This is a genomic window from Ruegeria sp. AB11, assembly GCF_056536325.1.
The window spans coordinates 333,180-350,809 of record NZ_JBQFJO010000001.1 but is presented as its reverse complement, the minus strand read 5'-3'; the positions used below and the strand labels follow the sequence as shown (position 1 = coordinate 350,809).

The following is a 17,630-nucleotide window of genomic DNA, read 5'->3' as shown; positions in this document are numbered from 1 at the left end:
TGAGACTCCATTCATAAACTGCCTAAATTATGGGCATAAACCAGCGCAATTTTTGTGAAACCCCACTTGCCAAACACAGAGAAAGCGGGAAAATATTCGATTATCGTGGCTACTGACGCAATAGGTGTGCGCCAATGACGATTGATGCAACAGATCGTAAGATTCTGGCCGCCCTTCAGCGCAAGGGGCGGATGTCCAATTCGGAACTGTCCGAGCAGGCAAATTTATCACCTTCGGCTTGCCACCGACGCGTTCAGCGTCTTGAGGCCGAGGGCTATATCAAGGATTACGTCGCGCTGCTGGATGCGCGGAAGATGAATGTTCCGACAACTGTGTTTGTCGAGATTACTTTGCAGGGACAAGCGGAAGAGGTGCTTGAATCCTTCGAAAAGGCAGTAGCCCGAATTCCCGATGTACTAGAATGTCATCTGATGGCCGGAACAGCGGATTATATTTTGAAGGTGGTTGCTGAAAATACCGAAGATTTCGCGCGCATACATCGGCAGTACCTGTCTCGCTTGCCCGGCGTGGCGCAGATGCAAAGCTCTTTTGCTTTGCGCACTGTTTTCAAAACGACGGCCCTGCCAGTTTGAACTCTTCCGCACCCGATGGCCGCGTTTCATCCTGACCGCTTGTATCTGCCTTCAGACCGGTTCAAAATCTATAGTTCCGACCATAAGTGAAACATTGGCAATGCGCGCTGACATCCGATGGTTACACTGGCCCTGTATGGTCCGAACCCGAAGACGATAAGGAGCAGACTTTGGTTTACGAACATGACAGCACCCCTAAAGATTGGCTGGAAGCCGAACTGGAAGATTCGCTGGATGAAGATTTCGAGATCGAATTCAGCGAACCAATGCTTTCGGTCGAGGTGCGTAAGATCTACAAGGATCAGCATCCTGATATGCTGGATCGCAAGGTCTATTTTCGTAACCTTTTGCGTCTGCAGGCCGAACTTATCAGGGTACAGGATTGGGTGGTTCACACCGGGGCCAAGGTTTGCATCCTGTTCGAAGGCCGCGACAGTGCTGGCAAGGGTGGGGTGATCAAACGCATAACACAGCGCTTGAACCCGCGGGTCGCGCGCGTGGTGGCGCTGCCAGCACCCAGCCGCCGCGAGCAAAGCCAGTGGTATTTTCAGCGTTATGTGCCGCATCTGCCCGCAGCGGGCGAAATCGTGTTCTTTGACCGGTCCTGGTACAACCGAGCGGGTGTGGAACGCGTGATGGGGTTTGCCAACGAAGATCAGGTTGAACAGTTTTTTCAGGACGTTCCCGAATTCGAGCGGATGCTGGTGCGGTCGGGGATTATTCTGCTTAAGTACTGGTTTTCGATCACAGACGAAGAACAGCAATTGCGATTCCTGATGCGCATTCACGATCCGATGAAGCAGTGGAAACTGTCACCCATGGATCTGGAGTCTCGCATCCGCTGGGAGGCATACACCAAGGCCAAAGAGGATATGTTCTTTCGCACCAACATTTCTGAGGCGCCGTGGTATATCGTTGAAGGTAATGACAAAAAGCGCGAACGGCTCAATTGTATCGAGCATCTGCTAACCAAGATCCCCTACGAGGATGTGCCTCAGGAAAAGGTCAATCTCCCGGATCGGCGCTACAACCCCGAATACGAACGGCGCATCCTGCCGGACGAACTGCACGTGCCAAAGATTTACTGATTTGGCAGGCATGTGGTGCGGGAGAGTGATCCCCCGCACCTGAACGGTTTGATTAGCCCCAATCAAATCCGCAGTTCATTTCAAATACAAACATGCCGCACATATCGCCATTCGTGTCTTCGACTGTGGTTTCAACGGATTCAATCATGTCGTCAGCGACGTCGGTGTCGAACACAAGATCGAAATCATCCATTTCCGGGGTCGTATCGGCCTGCTGCACCGGAGACCAATCGAACTGGTCAAAATGGGCCTGCAGTGCGTTAACAAACGCTTCGATCCCGGCAAGGAAGGCCTGAACGTCAAAGCAGTCCGCACCCGATGCACCATTGTCAACGACAACCTCAGGTAATTCTGGCTCTTCGACCTCGGTGATGTCGGTATCCGGCACTTCAGGTTCCGGGTCTTCAACTTCAGTCACATCGGTATCAGGCGTTTCCGGCTCTTCAGTTTCGGTGACATCAGTTTCCGGTGTCTCCTCGACTGGGTCGTCGGTCTCAGTGACGTCAGTTTCCGGCGTTTCGTCCGCAGGTCCCTCGGTCTCTGTCACATCGGTGTCCGGAGTTTCGTCCGTTGGTTCTTCGGTTTCAGGAACTTCCGCCACCGGTGTTTCGTCAACTGGTTCCTCAGTCTCGGTGACGTCGGTATCCGGCGCTTCAGGTTCGGTAGGAGTGGTGACCTCTTCTTCCTCCGGCTCAACAACCTCTTCGGCCGGTGGGGCCACTGGCGGGGTGGTGCCGCCGTTATCAAGATCGACCTCGCCTTGTGTCGCGGCAAAGTTCTGCGTCACCATGACTGCATCGAACCCCTGCATGTCGCCTTCTTCGATCCCGATGCCGATATACTTAAAATCGGGGTTCAGAATGTTGGCTCGGTGGCCGGGGCTGTTCATCAGGTTCTGGTGCAATTGCGCGACATCATCGCTGATGCCTGGTGCGCCGCGCTCGGATTGCCAGGCGATGTTTTCTCCGGTGCGCCAGCTGCCGGACAGGTCAAATCCTGCGGCTTGCATCCGTTGAGTTGCAGATGAGCCGCCCTGCCCGGTGTGGCTGAACCGGTCGGTGTCCAGCATCCAGGTGCTGTGGTCCTCGGATGATTCATTCAGGTTGCGTTCAAGTTCCAGGGGATCAAGACCGCGGGATGTGCGCTCTTGGTTGATCAGCGCCAGCATTTCGCGCTCAACCGTACTTGCTGTCGACATCAGTGCCTCCGTTTTTGGTTATGTCTGAGTGGACGGCCTCACTTACAGACGATCAAAGAACGCTGAACAGGGTAGGTACGGGGGCGGGCGATTTTCGGCGGCAGAATGCAACCGAGCGGCGATTCGCTGCGCTGTAAAATGCCGACATAGGCGATTGCATCAAAATCGGCAGGTTGCCGCGAGGGTAAAGCCGGGAATGGGCGAGAATATCCGCCCTAAAAAACGACAAACCCCCGGGCGGGGCCTCGGGGGTCGTCAAATAGTGTCATCCAAAGCTGGACGAGTCGCGGTAGGCTCTTAGAGCAAACCTTCGCGCTGTGCTTTCTTACGTGCCAGTTTACGGGCACGGCGGATCGCTTCAGCTTTCTCGCGCGCTTTTTTCTCGGACGGTTTCTCGAAATGTTGCTTCAGCTTCATTTCACGGAACACGCCTTCGCGCTGCAGCTTTTTCTTCAGGGCACGAAGCGCCTGATCGACGTTATTGTCGCGAACACTAACCTGCATGTGGTTGTCACCACCTTTCTAGATAGAGTTGCAAGGAAATTGCAGGAGGTGGCCGTATAGCAAAGCGCGCCTAACTTGTCTAGTACTGGACCCGCAGCCTCGGAGAGCCGAAATGACCGCTACCTATGAAGATACCAAAGAACAACTTCTGAACGCGATTCTCGACCATGTGCCTTTTGACGGTTGGTCGGAAACAAGCTTTCGCGCAGCGATTTCCGATTGCGGTCTGGATGCCGGACTGGCCCGCGCCATCTGCCCGCGCGGCGCTGTCGATCTGGCACTGGCCTTCCATGCGCGCGGTGATGCGGCAATGCTGGATCGTATCAAGACTGAGGATCTAAGCGGGCTGAAGTTTCGTGACAAGATCACCGCCGCTGTCCGCTTTCGTTTGCAGGCAGTCGAAGACAAAGAGGCTGTGCGCCGGGGTGTGACTCTGTTCGCGTTGCCGATCTATGCCGCAGATGGGGCCAAGGCGGTCTGGGGCACCTGTGACCAGATCTGGACAGCGCTTGGCGATACTTCGGATGACGTGAACTGGTACACCAAACGTGCTACTCTGTCGGGCGTCTATTCTTCAACACTGTTGTATTGGCTTGGCGATGACAGCCCAGATTATCAGGCGACATGGGAATTCCTCGATCGCCGAATCGAGGGCGTGATGCAGTTCGAAAAGCTCAAGGCGCAGGTGAATGACAATCCGCTGCTGAAGCCGTTTCTGGCTGTGCCCAACTGGCTTGCGGGTCAGGTGAAGGCTCCGGTGAAGGTGCCAGACAACTTGCCCGGTTCGCTGTCATCGGGGAAATAGTCGCAACGTTTCCACTTGTTGCTGGGCCTCTGCGCTACTGACTGCTAGGCAAGAGGCAAAGGAGATATGCCCATGACCCAGACGATGCGCGCTGTTGAGATTACCGAAGCGGGTGGCCCGGACGTTCTGCAATTGACCGAACGCCCGATGCCGGAACCGGCGGAGGGTCAGGTGGTTCTGAAAGTAGCCTATGCCGGGGTGAACCGTCCTGATGCGCTGCAACGGGCGGGGGCCTATGATCCGCCTCCGGGTGCGAGCGATCTGCCAGGGCTGGAAGCCTCGGGCGAGGTCGTCGCCATCGGTTCAGGTGTCGAAAGTCTGGCCGTAGGCGATCAGGTTTGCGCCCTGTTGCCAGGCGGCGGTTATGCCGAATATGTCGCCACACCCGCCGCTCATTGCCTGCCTGTGCCTGCGGGCATGGGACTGAAAGAAGCCGCCTGCTTGCCTGAGACTTTCTTTACCGTCTGGTCCAATGTCTTCACCCGTGGAGGCTTGAAACCGGGGGAGCGGTTTTTGGTCCATGGCGGCTCCAGCGGAATCGGCACGACGGCAATTCAGTTGGCCAATGCGTTTGGTGCCCGGGTCTTTGCAACCGCCGGCTCGGCTGAGAAATGTGCGGCTTGTGTCGAATTGGGTGCTGAGAAGGCGATCAATTATCGCGATGAAGACTTCGTGGCTGCGATGCGTGCGGAGGGTGGCGCAAACCTAATCCTCGATATGGTGGGCGGCGATTACATCCCACGCAACGTCAAAGCGCTGGCCGAAGATGGTCGTTTGGTTCAAATCGCATTCCTGCAAGGTCCGGTGGTCGAACTGAACTTTGCGCTGATGATGGTCAAGCGTCTGACCCTGACCGGCAGTACTCTGCGTCCGCAAAGCGATCTGGCGAAGGCACGCATTGCGCAAGACTTGCGTGAAGCCGTCTGGCCTTTGCTTGAGGCCGGGAAGGTTGCGCCTGTGATGGATTCCGAGTTCGATTTGGCTGATGCCGCCGCTGCGCATGCGCGGATGGAAGGATCGGGCCACATCGGCAAGATCGTACTCAAGGTCGCTGGTTAAGCTGCACAGTACGGTCAGGCGACCGCCCGGCGATACAGATGCCAGGTGGCGTGACCCAGAATGGGCATCACTACGATCAAGCCCAGCAGAATCGGTATGGCGCCCAATATCAGAAGCGTCGCCACTATCGCACCCCAAGTCAGGATCACGCCCGGGTTTTGACGCAAGACCCGAACGGAGGTCACCACGGCCACTGGAACGCCCACTTTGCGATCAAGCAATAATGGAAAGCTGACCACGCTCAGCGCCAACGCGACCAGTGCGAACAGGAAGCCGATGGCGGTGCCGATGATGATCATGCTCCAGCCAGCTCCGGTGGTGAATACCTCGGTGATAAAGGCTGTTGCCGAGGCTGGGGCCTCTGGCCCAAGTGTCTGCGCATAGATGCCCTGTGCGACCATCAGCCAGATCAGCAACAGCATGACCAGATAAAAGCCCAGTGCCAGGATGGCTCCGAAGGAAGGCGAACGGAACACGCCAAACGCATCCAGCCAATGGACGTCTCCGCCTTGTTCCCGCTTGCGACTGATCTCATAAAGCCCAACGGCGGCAACAGGCCCAATCAGGGCAAAGCCCATTACGAGCGGGGCCAGCAAAGGCACCATGTCTTTGTTGAGCCCAATACCGAACATCAGAAGGCCAGCGATCGGATAGATCAGAACGATAAAGATCGCATCGGCCCGAGTTTCGAGAAAATCGTTATATCCGGCTTTCAGGCATTCGCGTAGATCTTGAAAGGTCAGCGTATGCACTGTTGGCAGGGTGCGGACATCCGCGCTGCCGATTTCGGATACTGATTCCGACACATGATCGCTGGTCGCCCGCAGATTACGGGCGACCCAGGTAATTGGGTTACCGATTGTCTTGTCCATGTTCATCCCCTTCTCTGGCGTGGGTGCGCCGCGGGATGCATCCGGTACGGCAAATTCGTGTGACCGGATCAGCCGGCAACGTCTGCCCATTTACAACGTCCACCCGCATTATAGCACATATTGCAAAATCTTGCCCGAACATGCTTGAGGGATAACAAAGATTGCCCTGTCGAACAGGCATGTTAGCTTTGTTTCAACAGGCAACGGAGGGTATCATGCAGCAAACAGCGCGCACTGTCGTCATTCACGAACACGGCGGGCCGGAAGCCCTGCGGATTGAGGATCGTCCGCTTGGGGATCCGGGGCCGGGAGAAGTACGCATTCGCCACCATGCCTGCGGATTGAATTTCATTGATGTTTATCAGCGCACCGGTCTCTATCCGCTTGAATTGCCTCACGCATTAGGGATGGAGGCAGCGGGTGTGATTGAGGCTGTGGGCGAAGGTGTCACGCACCTTTCCAATGGCCAACGCGCGGCCTATGCCGCTGGCCCGTCCGGGGCTTATTGCGAAGCGCGCGTGATGCCTGCCGCGCAGGTATGTCCGCTGCCCGAGAGTATCTCATTCCGCACCGCAGCGGCGATGATGCTGAAGGGCATGACGGTCGAATACCTGTTTCACCGCACAACGCCTTTGCGGCGCGGGGACACCGTTTTGTTTCACGCCGCTGCAGGCGGGGTTGGTCTGATCGCCTGCCAATGGGCCAAATCCGAAGGCATCAAACTGATCGGAACAGCGGGAACGGATGAAAAATGCAGCCTGGCGCAGTTCAACGGCGCGTCGCATTGCATCAACTACCGAACCGAGAACTTTGTCGAACGTGTCGCTGAGATCACCGGCGGCAAAGGGGTCGATGTGGTGATGGACTCCATCGGCGCGGACACGTTTGAGGGATCGCTGGATTGCCTGAAACCCTTGGGCATGATGATTTCATTCGGAAACGCGTCGGGGCCAGTGCCACCTGTCGATCTGGGAATGTTGGCGCAGCGGGGATCTTTGAAGATCACCCGCCCAACCCTGTTCACCCATATCTCGGATCACGCTACTTGTCAGGCAATGGCGCGGCGTCTGTTTGGCAAAGTGGACGGGCGCGAGGTTAAGATCCACGTCGATCAGGAGTTTCCACTGGATCAGGTTGCCGATGCACATCGCGCATTGGAAGCACGTCAGACCACTGGCAGTACAATCTTGGAGCCCTAGAAGGAGAGGCCCGGTAATGACTACCGGGCCTGTTGTATCTGCTTAGAACCGGTACGCGACACGAAACTGGAGCGTCGTGGCATCAACATCGACGCCCGATGAATTGAAATCATCAAACTCATGATACAAAAGTTCGCCGCCTACGCTGATGTTGGGGGCGACGATCTGTTCATAGCCAGCACCAATAAACCAGCCATTGTCGCTGCCTAGATTGTTTGTGTCCGCATCGGCATAACCTGCAGTTCCGTACAGCAGACCCTGTGGGTTCACCTTGTAGCCAGCGCGTGCTTTGATGCGCCAGACCTTCTCGACCGTGGCGGCGCTACCCAGGTCGATGTCGCTCCAATCATAATCAAAACCACCGCCAACAACCCAGTCGCCCAGATCATAGTCATATCCAAGGATGATACCGCCAATCGCACCATCGCCGTCTACGCCTGAGATGTTGGTGTCGATATCCGCATAGCCGATCTGTGCCCCGCCGTAGAAGCCGGTCCAGCTGCCCGAGGATTGTGCCATCGCTGATCCTGCCGTCAGTACCACGACAGAGGTAAGCAGTGCCAGTTTTCCTGTCATCGTTTGTTTCCTTTCGCTCGAAATCTGCTGCGATGCCTGTTTGCCCGCAGCACTGTGCTTGAATCTGCGGCCCGACCGCAGGGCCGGATCAGTGATGCTTGGTCTATTCCGAACTATCTTCGTGCCTGGCCGGTGTCCCCGGCGCGGGCCCATTTGATCTGGGCGCTTGTCTTTGATTCTAAATAGGTCGCGGCACGGCGCCTTCAAACGAAGATCGGCGGCAGATACGATCTGCCGCCGATATACAAAGGTCTTGTCAGCGAATTATTGCTGCAGTTCAGCCGGGTCTTTGTCGGCGATGTCTTCCCAGTTTGCGCTGGCTTGCTCAACAAAGCCCGGAATGTCGCCTTCCCAACGCTCCTGAATGTCCTGCGACAGGTTCAGGTACAGCTTGTTGTCGACGATTTTCCAGTAGTTCGGGTCACCATCGAATTTGAAGCCCATTGCGGTGCCAAATGCACAGTAGCCGCCATAAGCAGGCAGGTAGGCCTCGGGGTTCGCCTCAAAAGCGGCTTTGTTCTCTTCCGATGCGAAACGGTACAGCGCGTCGTTGTGCAGGGTGGAAATGCGGTAGTCGCCTTTGGTGGCTTCACCAACGGTAAAATAGGCAACCGGGTCATAGCCCTGCATTGCCAAGCCGGTTGAGCTTGCGTTGATTTCAACACCTGCGGCCATGGCCGAGCTTGCAATGGCAACAGACAGCGCGACTCCGCTGATTATGGATTTGAACTTGTTCATGACTTCACCTTTCGTGAATAGGCTCGCTTAAGAGCACGGTAATTTTGCCCGGGCGAACCGGATTTGATTGTCGCGACGCCGGTAATTGGCCGTCACAAAATCCCAGTTGGGGAATGGCCTGTTCACGTTCAAAGCAATCAATTGTGATTGTGCGGTCACAAAGACCTGTTGTTCATTCCTGCACGTCAGGCACGAGCGCCAGAACAAAGGCAACCACTTTCTCAGCGGGCATCTCACAGGGGCGCAGCAGCGCACCGCTCTTGCGGGTGAGATAAAGGTTTAAGCTGATATAGTCCGGTCCGCCCAGTTGATAGGCCACGAGCTTGTGTGATTTCCCACCTGCCATGATCTGATGCGAAACCAAATATCTGCGCGGGCCAGCGGCCCCCGTGAATGTGCCGATGGGCAGATCATCGATCGCCTTCAGGAAAGCGCTGGACGCCGTCACGATTTTCCGATTTTTGGCTCGGTTCCTGCCTTGATACGCGCGAGGTTGGCGCTGTGCCGCCAGTAGACCAGTAAGGTCAAAGCAATCCCGAGGAAAAACGTACTGCCACCTGTCAAAACCATAATCCAAGTTGTGGACAGAGCGGCGGCGGCCAGCGCCCCAACAGATGAAATACGCCAGATCAGCACTGCAACCAGCCATGTCAAACAACAGGCGACACCCACGCGCCAATCAAGCGCGAGCCAAAGGCCCAGAAAGGTTGCTACGCCTTTGCCGCCTTTGAAGCCCAGCCAGACCGGGAAGCAATGACCAAGAAATGCGGCAAGCGCTGCGATTTGCGCAGCGTCTTCACCGGCCAATGCGCGCGCCAACAAAACGGCAGCGGCGCCTTTGGCCGCATCAAACAGCAACGTCAGCGCCGCCGCCGCCTTGTTCCCGGTGCGCAGGACGTTGGTTGCCCCGATATTGCCCGACCCGATTTGCCGCAGGTTTCCCAGACCCATCACGCGCGCGACGATCATGCCAAACGGGATTGACCCAAGCAGGTATCCTAACGCGGCCCACAGGATGAGCTGAGTTATTGTGCTATCGATCAAGGGCATCAGGCTCTCCGGTACACTTCTTGTCCAGCGACATAGGTTGCGGTGACCTTACCCTGCATCCGCTGGCCGTCAAACGGTGTGTTCTGCGATTTCGATTTCAGCGTAAAGCGGTCCAGAACAAAGGGAACATCCGGGTCGAACAGGACCAGATCAGCGGGCGCGCCTTGGGACAGGCGACCACTCTCCAAGCTCAGCCGTTTGGCCGGGTTCAGGGCCATGGCGCGGAACAGGGTCGGCAAGTCCAGCTGTTCGGAATGGTATAGGCGCAGCGCAGCAGGCAGCAGCGTTTCCAGCGCCACTGCGCCCGAGGCCGCCTCTTCAAACGGCAGGCGCTTGCTTTCCTCATCCTGCGGGGTGTGCATGGAGCTGATCGTGTCTATCAGACCGGTTCGCACTGCTTCGATCACGGCTTGCCGGTCATCTTCGGATCGCAGTGGGGGCTTGATTTTGAAGAAGGTGCGATAATCGGACACGTCCAATTCGTTCAGTGTCAAATGGTGGATCGAAGTGCCTGCCGTGATGTCCAGCCCGTTGCGCTTGGCGCGTTCCAGTGCGGGCAGGGCGCGGGCCGTGGTGATCTGATCGGCGTGATAGGCGGCTCCGGTCATTTCAAGCAAGGCGATGTCACGATCCAGTCCCATCCGCTCAGCCATAGGCGATACGGCGGGCAAGCCTCGCAGAGCGGCGAACTTGCCGCTGGTGGCTGCAGCCCCAGCGCTGAGCCCCGGCTCCTGCGGATGCGCAAGGACCAGTGCGCCGCAGGATTTAGTGTAAGTCAGAGCACGAGAAAACACCTTGGTGTTGGTCACGATATGATCGCAATCGGTAAACGCCACGGCGCCTGCGTCCTGCAGGAACCCGATCTCGGTCATCTCACGCCCTTCGCGTCCTTTGGTCAGGGCGGCCATCGGCAGGACGTTGACCGGAGCGTCCGCTTGCGCGCGGCGGGTGGCAAACTCCAGCGTCTCGGGTGTGTCGACGGCAGGTAGGGTATCAGGGCGCGTGACGATGGTTGTCACACCCCCTGCGGCTGCTGCAAGACCTGCAGATTTATAGCTTTCCTTGTGCCGTTCACCGGGCTCGCACACCTTGACGCCAATGTCGACAATGCCGGGGGCAAGGCATTGCCCACCGCAATCGACCACCTGCGCGTCAGCGTCTGGGGCCGCGCCTTCACCAAGCGCCGCGATCCGACCGTCGGCAACCTTCAGCCAGCCGATGCTATCTGTGTCCGCTTCGGGGTTGATCAGGCGGGCATTGGTGAAAATCAGATTGCTCATGCCATGGCCCTTTCGATTGCGGCTTTGGTGGCGGCGGGGTCCGCCTGGTATTTGATAAGGTGTTTGTCGCCGCCTTTGGTGACGATCTGGACAAAGCTGCCAATCGTGTTGACCGCCTGAATCTGGTTCAGCGCCACCTTGCGCGAACCGGGACCGGTGAGGGTGATGTCTGTCATTTCCCACGTGGCGACCAGTTCTTCCGAGGCCAAATACCACGCGCGGATCCCGATGGCAGCCAACCCGGCAGGCGCGCCGGTCCAGACGTAGGGATTGCCGATCAACCATAGCACAACCATCGCGGCTGCCATTGCAAAGGCGGCGAGCCATGCATTGGTGCGGACATAAGCGCCCTTGTCCGAGGAGAATGTCACAGGATCAGCCACAAGGCACCTCCGATGGCGATCAGAATTAGCAAGGCAATGACTGCTGATCCGATGCGGCTTGGTTTGGTATCCGCTGGCGGGCTTTGCGGGGCCGAGTATGGCTTTGCGCTTTCCGTCTCGATCACGTCGCCGGTCCAGTTCGTGGCCTCTTCTGTGAACAGGCCAATCAGATGCAGGCGTGGATCGGGTGAAAGGGTTACTGATCGATCGCCGAAAGCCGCGCTGCGCAGGACCATCACCCAGCCTTCGATGGCCTCCAATTTGGTGCGGTCTAACTGGTCTACCGAGACACCGCAGCCTTCGCTGAGATAGCCAAAAAGCCCAAGGTCTTCGAGGTCGGATACCGGAAAAATGTCGATCTGTTCGGGGTTCAGTCCTTCGACACCAAGTACCTGTTCAACAGCCCCCGGTTCGCGCAGGAATTTCACCTCTTCCGGGCGCATATCCAGCGAGAACAGGCGGATCACGCCGCACTCATGGGGGGCGATGATCAGATCGTTCATGCGGCTTCTCGCACGTTGCGCGCCAGCAGGTCCATGGCGGCCATGCGGACGGCAACGCCCATCTCGACCTGTTCCTGAATGACGGACCGGTTGATGTCATCGGCCAGAGTGCCGTCGATCTCGACCCCTCGGTTCATGGGGCCGGGGTGCATGACGATGGCGTCGGACTTTGCCAGCGCGAGTTTCGCGGCATCCAGCCCATAGCGGTGGTAGTATTCGCGTTCTGAGGGGATGAAACCGCCGTCCATGCGTTCTTTCTGAAGGCGCAGCATCATGACTACGTCGACGTCTTTCAGGCCTTCGTTCATGTCGTCATAGATTTCGGCCCCGAATTCGGCGAACTGAGACGGTACCAGCGTCGGCGGGCCGATCAGGCGGATGCGGTTCTCCATCTTGCCCAGCAGGATCAGGTTCGAGCGCGCGACGCGCGAATGCGCCACGTCTCCGCAGATCGCGATGTTCAGCCGGTGCAGTCGGCCTTTGGCCCGGCGGATGGTTAGCGCGTCCAGAAGGGCTTGCGTCGGGTGCTCATGCCGCCCGTCACCCGCATTCAGCACGGCGCAGTTTACTTTCTGCGCCAGCAGGTCCACCGCGCCGGAATGAGGATGCCGTACCACCAGCAGATCGGGATGCATCGCGTTCAACGTCATTGCCGTATCGATCAGTGTCTCGCCCTTTTTGATCGAACTGGCCTGCATCGCCATGTTCATCACATCGGCCCCCAACCGCTTGCCCGCCAGTTCAAAACTGGCCTGCGTGCGGGTCGAGTTTTCAAAGAACATGTTGATCTGAGTCAGGCCCGACAGCACGTCCGAGTGCTTAGTCGATTGCCGGTTCAGATCGACATAGGTTTCGGCCAGATCAAGGATAGCAGTGATATCGGATTGCGACAGATGCTCGATGCCAAGAAGGTGACGATGGGCGAAACGCATGGGCGGGCTCCTGTCTGACAATCGGACCGCTTATAGGAAGCCATGCAGGCCAAGGCAACCTAAGGTTCCGACCCTTCGGGCAGTTTCTCGCATCCACCTTCGGGCAGGCATTGTTCGCCAGGTTTGCACCACTTGCCATAGCCGCAATCGATAGCCTTGATCGGCACGCAGCCCTGATGAGCCGAGCATTTAAAGCCGGGCCGGCATTGCGAACCGGTTTCCCCACACAGAAACCAGCCGGGGCGTGAGCATCCGCCGCCCGGCAAGCAGGAAGAGCCCGCTCCGCAGGACCGGCCATCCGCGCAGGTTGTCGATGGAGCTGGGACCAAATCTGGTCTGCTGCGCTCGCATTCCCCGCGCCCGTTGCAGAAGCTGCCACCTGGGCAATCCAGACGCGAGGTGCACTTGTTCACCCCCGCAGGGGCGCAACGCGTTCCTCCTGCCACGCAGCGCTCGAACGGGCCGCAGGTGCGCCCGCCTCCACAGTAGGTGTGCCCGGGCGGGATACAGCGGCCATCAAAGCTGCAGCGCTGGCCTGCGGGGCAGCAACCGCGCCCGCATTGCAACTGTCCGGGGCGGCATTGAGTATTCCGGTCAAACAGCTGTGCGCTCGCCGAACCGCCAGAGGATGCCAGCAATAGAGCAATCAGAAGGAATCGCAGAAATGACAGCATGACCCCGCCATGGTCGGTGCGACCCTGTGCCATGGCAAGGTCTATTCGCTTTCCCTCGGTCAAAAGCTGGTTAGATTGAGGGTTATGGAATCGGGCTTGGACCATCATACCGCGCGGGCGCTGCTGGAATGGCAGATCGAGCTGGGCGCAACTGAGGCGATCGGCGATGCGCCGGTGGATCGCTATGCGTTGCCGGACAAGGTGTCCAAGGCGAAGAAACCCGCTGCGGTCGAACCTGCAAAAAAACCAGAACCCGTCGACGCCGCAGCAGTTGCAAAACAGGCGGCAAAGACCGCCGGATCGCTCGTCGAATTGCGTGCGGCGATGGAGGCGTTTGATCTTTGCGACCTCAAACGCGGCGCGCGGCAGTTAGTGTTTGCCGACGGCACCCCCGGCGCACGGGTAATGATCATCGGCGAAGCGCCCGGCCGTGATGAGGATCGCGAAGGTAAGCCTTTTGTCGGACGCGCTGGGCAATTGCTGGACCGGATGCTGGCCGCGATTGATCTGGATCGTCGCGAGAATGTCTACATTACCAACGTGCTGCCGTGGCGCCCTCCGCAAAACCGTGATCCCAAGCCGGAAGAGATTGGCATGATGAAGCCGTTTCTGGAACGGCATGTGGCCTTGGCCAAACCCGAGGTGCTGGTGGTGATGGGCAATATCAGCTGTCAGGCCGTGCTGGGCAAACGCGGTATCACGCGGCTGCGCGGGAAATGGGATCAGGCGCTGAACCTGCCGGTCATCCCGATGTTTCACCCGGCCTACCTGCTGCGTCAACCGCAGATGAAGCGACAGGCCTGGGCCGATTTACTGGACCTGCAAGCGCGGCTGAGGGGCGGGGCATGAGGGTGTTGGCGTTCTCTGACCTGCACATGGCGCGCAACCGCGCCTCCGACTTGGTGGCCGCCAGTGCCGAGGCTGATCTGGTCATTGGGGCCGGAGACTTTTGCAATGCGCGACGGGGATTGAATGAAGCGATGCAGATGCTTTCGGGCATTGCGGCTCCGCTGGTTCTGGTGCCGGGCAATGCGGAAAGCGCCGAGGAACTGACAGAAGCCGCGCCTGATGGTGTGCATGTTCTGCACGGGACAGGCATGACACTTGATGGTCTGCGCCTGTTTGGGCTGGGCTATGGCGTGCCGGTCACGCCTTTTGGCGATTGGTCCTGCGACCTGACCGAGCCTGAGGCCGCAGAACTGCTGGATCGGTGCGAGGCCACAGATATCCTGATCGTGCATTCTCCACCTAAAGGGCATGGCGATACTACCTCGCAAGGCCAATCGGTTGGCTCAGTCGCCGTTCGAGACGCAGTCGAACGGCTTCAGCCCAAATTCGTCTTTTGCGGGCATATCCATGACAGCTGGGGTTACCGAGGCACCATCGGCCGTACACAGATAGCCAATCTGGGGCCCAAAGTGCATTGGTTCGAGGTGAGTTTATGATCGACACGGTAACGCTGCTGGCTTTTATCCCGGCAGCGCTGGCGCTGAATTTCACACCCGGCGCGGATATGATGTTCTGTTTTGGTCAAGGCTTGCGCGCAGGTCCGCGCCCTGCGATTGCCGCAAGTGCCGGGGTCTCTGCAGGCGGTATGGTGCACGTTCTGATTGCCGGTCTCGGCCTTGGCGCAGCGGTCGCTACCCTGCCGTGGCTGTTCGACGTGATCCGCTGGGTCGGGGTGGGTTATCTGCTTTATCTCGCATGGGGTGCGATCAGGAATGGTGCAGTCGCCGCCGACGCACCGAACAGACCCACCCGTTACGCGTTTCGGGACGGGATGCTAGTCAACCTGACCAACCCCAAAGTCATTCTGTTCGTGCTCGCTTTCATCCCGCAATTTATCGATCCAGGGAAGGGTTCGGTATTGGCGCAGTTCCTGATCTATGGCGCAATTCTTGGTGTCGGCGGGTTTGTAGTGAATGGGCTGGTCGGCATTTTTGCTGGCGGCGCAGGTCGGATTCTAATCGGCAATCCGCGTGCCTCGCGTATTCTAGGTTGGGTGTCAGGGGGGATCTTCACCGCTTTGGCCCTCCGGCTTGCTATTATGGAAAGGGCCTGACACCGCATGTCACGCATTGACGAAAGCAAGAAGTTCATTCCCGTCCGGATCGCTGTCCTGACTGTTTCTGACACGCGGTCTCTGGACGAGGATCGCTCGGGCCAGACGTTGGTGGATCGGATCGAAAAAGCGGGCCACTCAGTGGCGGATCGCAGGATTATACAAGATGAGCGCGCTGAGATAGCAAAACAATTGCGTGCTTGGATCGCTGATCCTGAGATCGACGTTGTGATCTCGACCGGCGGCACAGGTCTGACGGGTCGCGATGTTACAGTCGAGGCACATCGGGATGTTTATGAAAAAGAGATCGAGGCGTTTGGCACCGTGTTCACCATCGTGTCTATGGAAAAGATAGGTACTTCTGCCGTGCAGTCCCGCGCCACAGGCGGTGTGGCGGGCGGAACCTATCTGTTTGCGCTGCCGGGCAGCCCGGGCGCGTGTAAAGACGCGTGGGATGCGATTTTGGAGAAACAGTTCGATTATCGCCACCGCCCCTGCAATTTCGTGGAAATAATGCCCAGATTGGACGAACATCTGCGACGGAAGTAGACTGGTCCTGCGTTTAACGCATCATAACCGCTTTGTGGCTTGGCATTTTTTGCGACCCGGCTACCTTTGCGGAAGACAGCATGTGCGACCAAAGGTGAGTGACCGATGCGATTTCTGCGGCAAAGCCTTGTAGGTGTGTTCCTGGCGTTTCTGACGCTGGGCCTGTTGATCGTGGCTGTACAGATGATCTCGGGTGCGGTGCAGGATGTGCTGACGCGGGACAATCAGACCCCCGAGGCGCGGGAACGCATTTTCGCCGTCAGTGTCCGCGCCGCCGAACCAGAAACCGTTACGCCCTATCTGGAGGCATTTGGTCAGATCCAAAGTCGCCGTCGGCTAGAGCTGCGCGCAGCCTTGGGCGGGCGCGTTGTGTCGCTGGCGGATGACTTTGAAGACGGTGGCACCGTGACGGCTGGTGAGTTGCTGGTTGAGTTGGATCCAGCTGATATGCAGTCAGCCTTGGACCGCGCCAAATCCGATCTTCTGGATGCCCAATTTGAAGAACGAGACGCAGAACGCTCGCTGCTGCTGGCGCAGGATGAATTGAAATCAGCCGAAGCGCAGGCCGAGCTACGCGACCGGGCTCTTCAGCGTCAACAAGACCTACAGACACGAGGCGTTGGCGCGGCTGCCAGTGTTGAAGAGGCGGAACTGGCTGCAACATCTGCTCATCAGGCAGTTCTGGCGCGCAGGATTGCGTTGGCGCAGGCTGAGTCTCGGGTTGATCAGGCCACCACACTGTTTGCCCGCGCCCGCATCGCGCTGGAAGGGGCCGAGCGTGATTTGGAAGACATGACGCTCCACGCCGGCTTTGACGGGACGTTGACTGAGGTCACTTTGGTTGAAGGCCGGTTGGTCGCGGCCAATGAAAAGCTGGCTGAACTTGTGGACCCCAACGCGCTTGAGGTCGCGTTCCGGGTCTCGACCGCGCAATATGTGCGATTGTTGGACGCGCAAGGCGGCTTGATTTCCGCACCAGTTACCGTGTCGCTAGAGGTCACTGGGACCGATCTGATCGCCAAGGGCCAAATCAGCCGCGACAGCGGTGCTGCGGGTGAAGGGCAGACCGGGCGTCTGATCTATGCCCGCCTCGATGATGCGCCAGGTTTCAAACCAGGGGATTTCGTCACCGTTTCGGTTGAGGAACAACCGCTGGAGAATGTTGTGCGTCTGCCGTCCTCTGTTCTGGATGCAGCGGGCAACGTGCTGGTGCTTGGTCCGGACGATCGGTTGGAGCCTTTGGCGGTACAACTGATCCGTCGTCAAGGAGATGAAGTATTGCTGCGCGGTGAAGGTCTGGAGGGTCGAGAAGTAGTGATCGGACGGACGCCTCTGTTGGGTTCGGGCGTTCGCGTCCGGCCTCTGCGGGTTGAAGCCAGCACCGAAGTTGATCCCGGCATGGTCGAACTCTCCGACGAAAAGCGGGCTCAACTTGTCGCACAGGTCGAGGCCAGCGATGGGATGTCACAGGCGGATAAGGACCAGGTATTGGGTCAACTGAGCGAGGTAAAAGTACCTGCCGCTCTTGTACGCCGTCTTGATGACAATCGGGCCGGGGGTTAGGC

Annotated in this window: 21 protein-coding genes; 10 read left to right on the top strand and 11 right to left on the bottom strand. The window is 58.1% G+C overall.

Annotation, left to right across the window (positions count from 1 at the left end; translation table 11 throughout):
- The first annotated feature begins 134 nt into the window (after window positions 1-134).
- Both ACR3EJ_RS01850 and ppk2 read left to right on the top strand, forming a co-directional pair.
- The gene (locus ACR3EJ_RS01850) at window positions 135-593 is read left to right on the top strand and encodes an Lrp/AsnC family transcriptional regulator (protein WP_170544771.1); all 459 of its coding nucleotides are present in this window, start codon (window positions 135-137) and stop codon (window positions 591-593) included.
- Between the two features lie 170 nt (window positions 594-763).
- Window positions 764-1,681, top strand: a complete 918-nt coding sequence (gene ppk2 / locus ACR3EJ_RS01845; protein ID WP_029622264.1) for a polyphosphate kinase 2 — start codon at window positions 764-766, stop codon at window positions 1,679-1,681.
- A gap of 52 nt (window positions 1,682-1,733) precedes the next feature.
- Here the strand turns inward: ppk2 and ACR3EJ_RS01840 are convergent, their stop codons facing one another.
- Both ACR3EJ_RS01840 and rpsU read right to left on the bottom strand, forming a co-directional pair.
- Window positions 1,734-2,879: a CAP domain-containing protein gene (locus ACR3EJ_RS01840; protein ID WP_170544770.1), complete on the bottom strand. Its 1,146-nt coding sequence runs from the start codon at window positions 2,877-2,879 to the stop codon at window positions 1,734-1,736.
- A gap of 297 nt (window positions 2,880-3,176) precedes the next feature.
- A complete protein-coding gene (gene rpsU / locus ACR3EJ_RS01835) occupies window positions 3,177-3,383 on the bottom strand; it encodes a 30S ribosomal protein S21 (protein WP_005614280.1) in 207 nt (68 codons plus the stop codon).
- 112 nt (window positions 3,384-3,495) lie between these two features.
- Here rpsU and ACR3EJ_RS01830 point away from each other — a divergent pair, with 112 nt between their 5' ends.
- Together ACR3EJ_RS01830 and ACR3EJ_RS01825 are read left to right on the top strand one after the other, a co-directional pair.
- Window positions 3,496-4,188, top strand: a complete 693-nt coding sequence (locus ACR3EJ_RS01830) for a COQ9 family protein (RefSeq protein ID WP_170544767.1) — start codon at window positions 3,496-3,498, stop codon at window positions 4,186-4,188.
- Window positions 4,189-4,260: 72 nt separating this feature from the next.
- The gene (locus tag ACR3EJ_RS01825) at window positions 4,261-5,247 is read left to right on the top strand and encodes an NAD(P)H-quinone oxidoreductase (RefSeq protein ID WP_170544764.1); all 987 of its coding nucleotides are present in this window, start codon (window positions 4,261-4,263) and stop codon (window positions 5,245-5,247) included.
- 14 nt (window positions 5,248-5,261) lie between these two features.
- On the opposite strand, the gene ACR3EJ_RS01820 is transcribed toward ACR3EJ_RS01825, so the two are convergent.
- The gene (locus ACR3EJ_RS01820; protein ID WP_170544919.1) at window positions 5,262-6,119 is read right to left on the bottom strand and encodes a DUF2189 domain-containing protein; all 858 of its coding nucleotides are present in this window, start codon (window positions 6,117-6,119) and stop codon (window positions 5,262-5,264) included.
- A 215-nt stretch (window positions 6,120-6,334) separates the two neighbouring features.
- On the opposite strand from ACR3EJ_RS01820, the gene ACR3EJ_RS01815 reads away from it, so the two are divergent.
- Entirely contained in the window at window positions 6,335-7,318 is a 984-nt protein-coding gene (locus ACR3EJ_RS01815) for a quinone oxidoreductase family protein (protein ID WP_170544761.1), read from the top strand.
- Between the two features lie 42 nt (window positions 7,319-7,360).
- Here the strand turns inward: ACR3EJ_RS01815 and ACR3EJ_RS01810 are convergent, their stop codons facing one another.
- From ACR3EJ_RS01810 to ACR3EJ_RS01775, 8 genes are all read right to left on the bottom strand, one after another.
- Window positions 7,361-7,894 (bottom strand): outer membrane protein, encoded by a 534-nt coding sequence (locus ACR3EJ_RS01810; protein WP_170544757.1) that lies wholly within the window; start codon window positions 7,892-7,894, stop codon window positions 7,361-7,363.
- A gap of 264 nt (window positions 7,895-8,158) precedes the next feature.
- Window positions 8,159-8,632, bottom strand: a complete 474-nt coding sequence (locus ACR3EJ_RS01805) for a YHS domain-containing (seleno)protein (RefSeq protein ID WP_010443607.1) — start codon at window positions 8,630-8,632, stop codon at window positions 8,159-8,161.
- A 172-nt stretch (window positions 8,633-8,804) separates the two neighbouring features.
- Window positions 8,805-9,080, bottom strand: coding sequence for a hypothetical protein (locus ACR3EJ_RS01800; protein WP_170544754.1), 276 nt, complete (start codon window positions 9,078-9,080; stop codon window positions 8,805-8,807).
- The gene (gene plsY, locus ACR3EJ_RS01795; protein WP_170544751.1) at window positions 9,077-9,682 is read right to left on the bottom strand and encodes a glycerol-3-phosphate 1-O-acyltransferase PlsY; all 606 of its coding nucleotides are present in this window, start codon (window positions 9,680-9,682) and stop codon (window positions 9,077-9,079) included. Before plsY ends, ACR3EJ_RS01800 begins: the two co-directional genes overlap by 4 nt.
- Window positions 9,682-10,962 carry a dihydroorotase gene (pyrC, locus tag ACR3EJ_RS01790; RefSeq protein WP_170544748.1) on the bottom strand — a complete coding sequence of 427 codons (1,281 nt, stop codon included), beginning with the start codon at window positions 10,960-10,962 and terminating at the stop codon, window positions 9,682-9,684. Before pyrC ends, plsY begins: the two co-directional genes overlap by 1 nt.
- Window positions 10,959-11,345 carry a hypothetical protein gene (locus ACR3EJ_RS01785; protein ID WP_260023968.1) on the bottom strand — a complete coding sequence of 129 codons (387 nt, stop codon included), beginning with the start codon at window positions 11,343-11,345 and terminating at the stop codon, window positions 10,959-10,961. Before ACR3EJ_RS01785 ends, pyrC begins: the two co-directional genes overlap by 4 nt.
- On the bottom strand, window positions 11,330-11,848 hold the full coding sequence (locus ACR3EJ_RS01780) for a hypothetical protein (RefSeq protein ID WP_170544746.1): 519 nt from the start codon (window positions 11,846-11,848) through the stop codon (window positions 11,330-11,332). The genes ACR3EJ_RS01785 and ACR3EJ_RS01780 overlap by 16 nt, the downstream gene beginning before the upstream one ends.
- Window positions 11,845-12,780, bottom strand: a complete 936-nt coding sequence (locus tag ACR3EJ_RS01775) for an aspartate carbamoyltransferase catalytic subunit (protein ID WP_010443613.1) — start codon at window positions 12,778-12,780, stop codon at window positions 11,845-11,847. The genes ACR3EJ_RS01780 and ACR3EJ_RS01775 overlap by 4 nt, the downstream gene beginning before the upstream one ends.
- 758 nt (window positions 12,781-13,538) lie before the next feature.
- Between ACR3EJ_RS01775 and ACR3EJ_RS01770 the strand changes: the two genes are divergently transcribed.
- The 5 genes from ACR3EJ_RS01770 (at window position 13,539) to ACR3EJ_RS01750 (ending at window position 17,628) form a co-directional block, all read left to right on the top strand.
- Window positions 13,539-14,303, top strand: coding sequence for a uracil-DNA glycosylase (locus tag ACR3EJ_RS01770; protein ID WP_170544913.1), 765 nt, complete (start codon window positions 13,539-13,541; stop codon window positions 14,301-14,303).
- A complete protein-coding gene (locus ACR3EJ_RS01765; RefSeq protein WP_170544743.1) occupies window positions 14,300-14,899 on the top strand; it encodes a metallophosphoesterase in 600 nt (199 codons plus the stop codon). The genes ACR3EJ_RS01770 and ACR3EJ_RS01765 overlap by 4 nt, the downstream gene beginning before the upstream one ends.
- On the top strand, window positions 14,896-15,516 hold the full coding sequence (locus tag ACR3EJ_RS01760) for a LysE family translocator (RefSeq protein ID WP_170544741.1): 621 nt from the start codon (window positions 14,896-14,898) through the stop codon (window positions 15,514-15,516). The genes ACR3EJ_RS01765 and ACR3EJ_RS01760 overlap by 4 nt, the downstream gene beginning before the upstream one ends.
- Window positions 15,517-15,522: 6 nt before the next feature.
- Entirely contained in the window at window positions 15,523-16,065 is a 543-nt protein-coding gene (moaB, locus tag ACR3EJ_RS01755; protein ID WP_010443618.1) for a molybdenum cofactor biosynthesis protein B, read from the top strand.
- Window positions 16,066-16,170: 105 nt separating this feature from the next.
- Entirely contained in the window at window positions 16,171-17,628 is a 1,458-nt protein-coding gene (locus ACR3EJ_RS01750) for an RND family efflux transporter (RefSeq protein ID WP_170544738.1), read from the top strand.
- The last annotated feature ends 2 nt before the right edge of the window (window positions 17,629-17,630 follow it).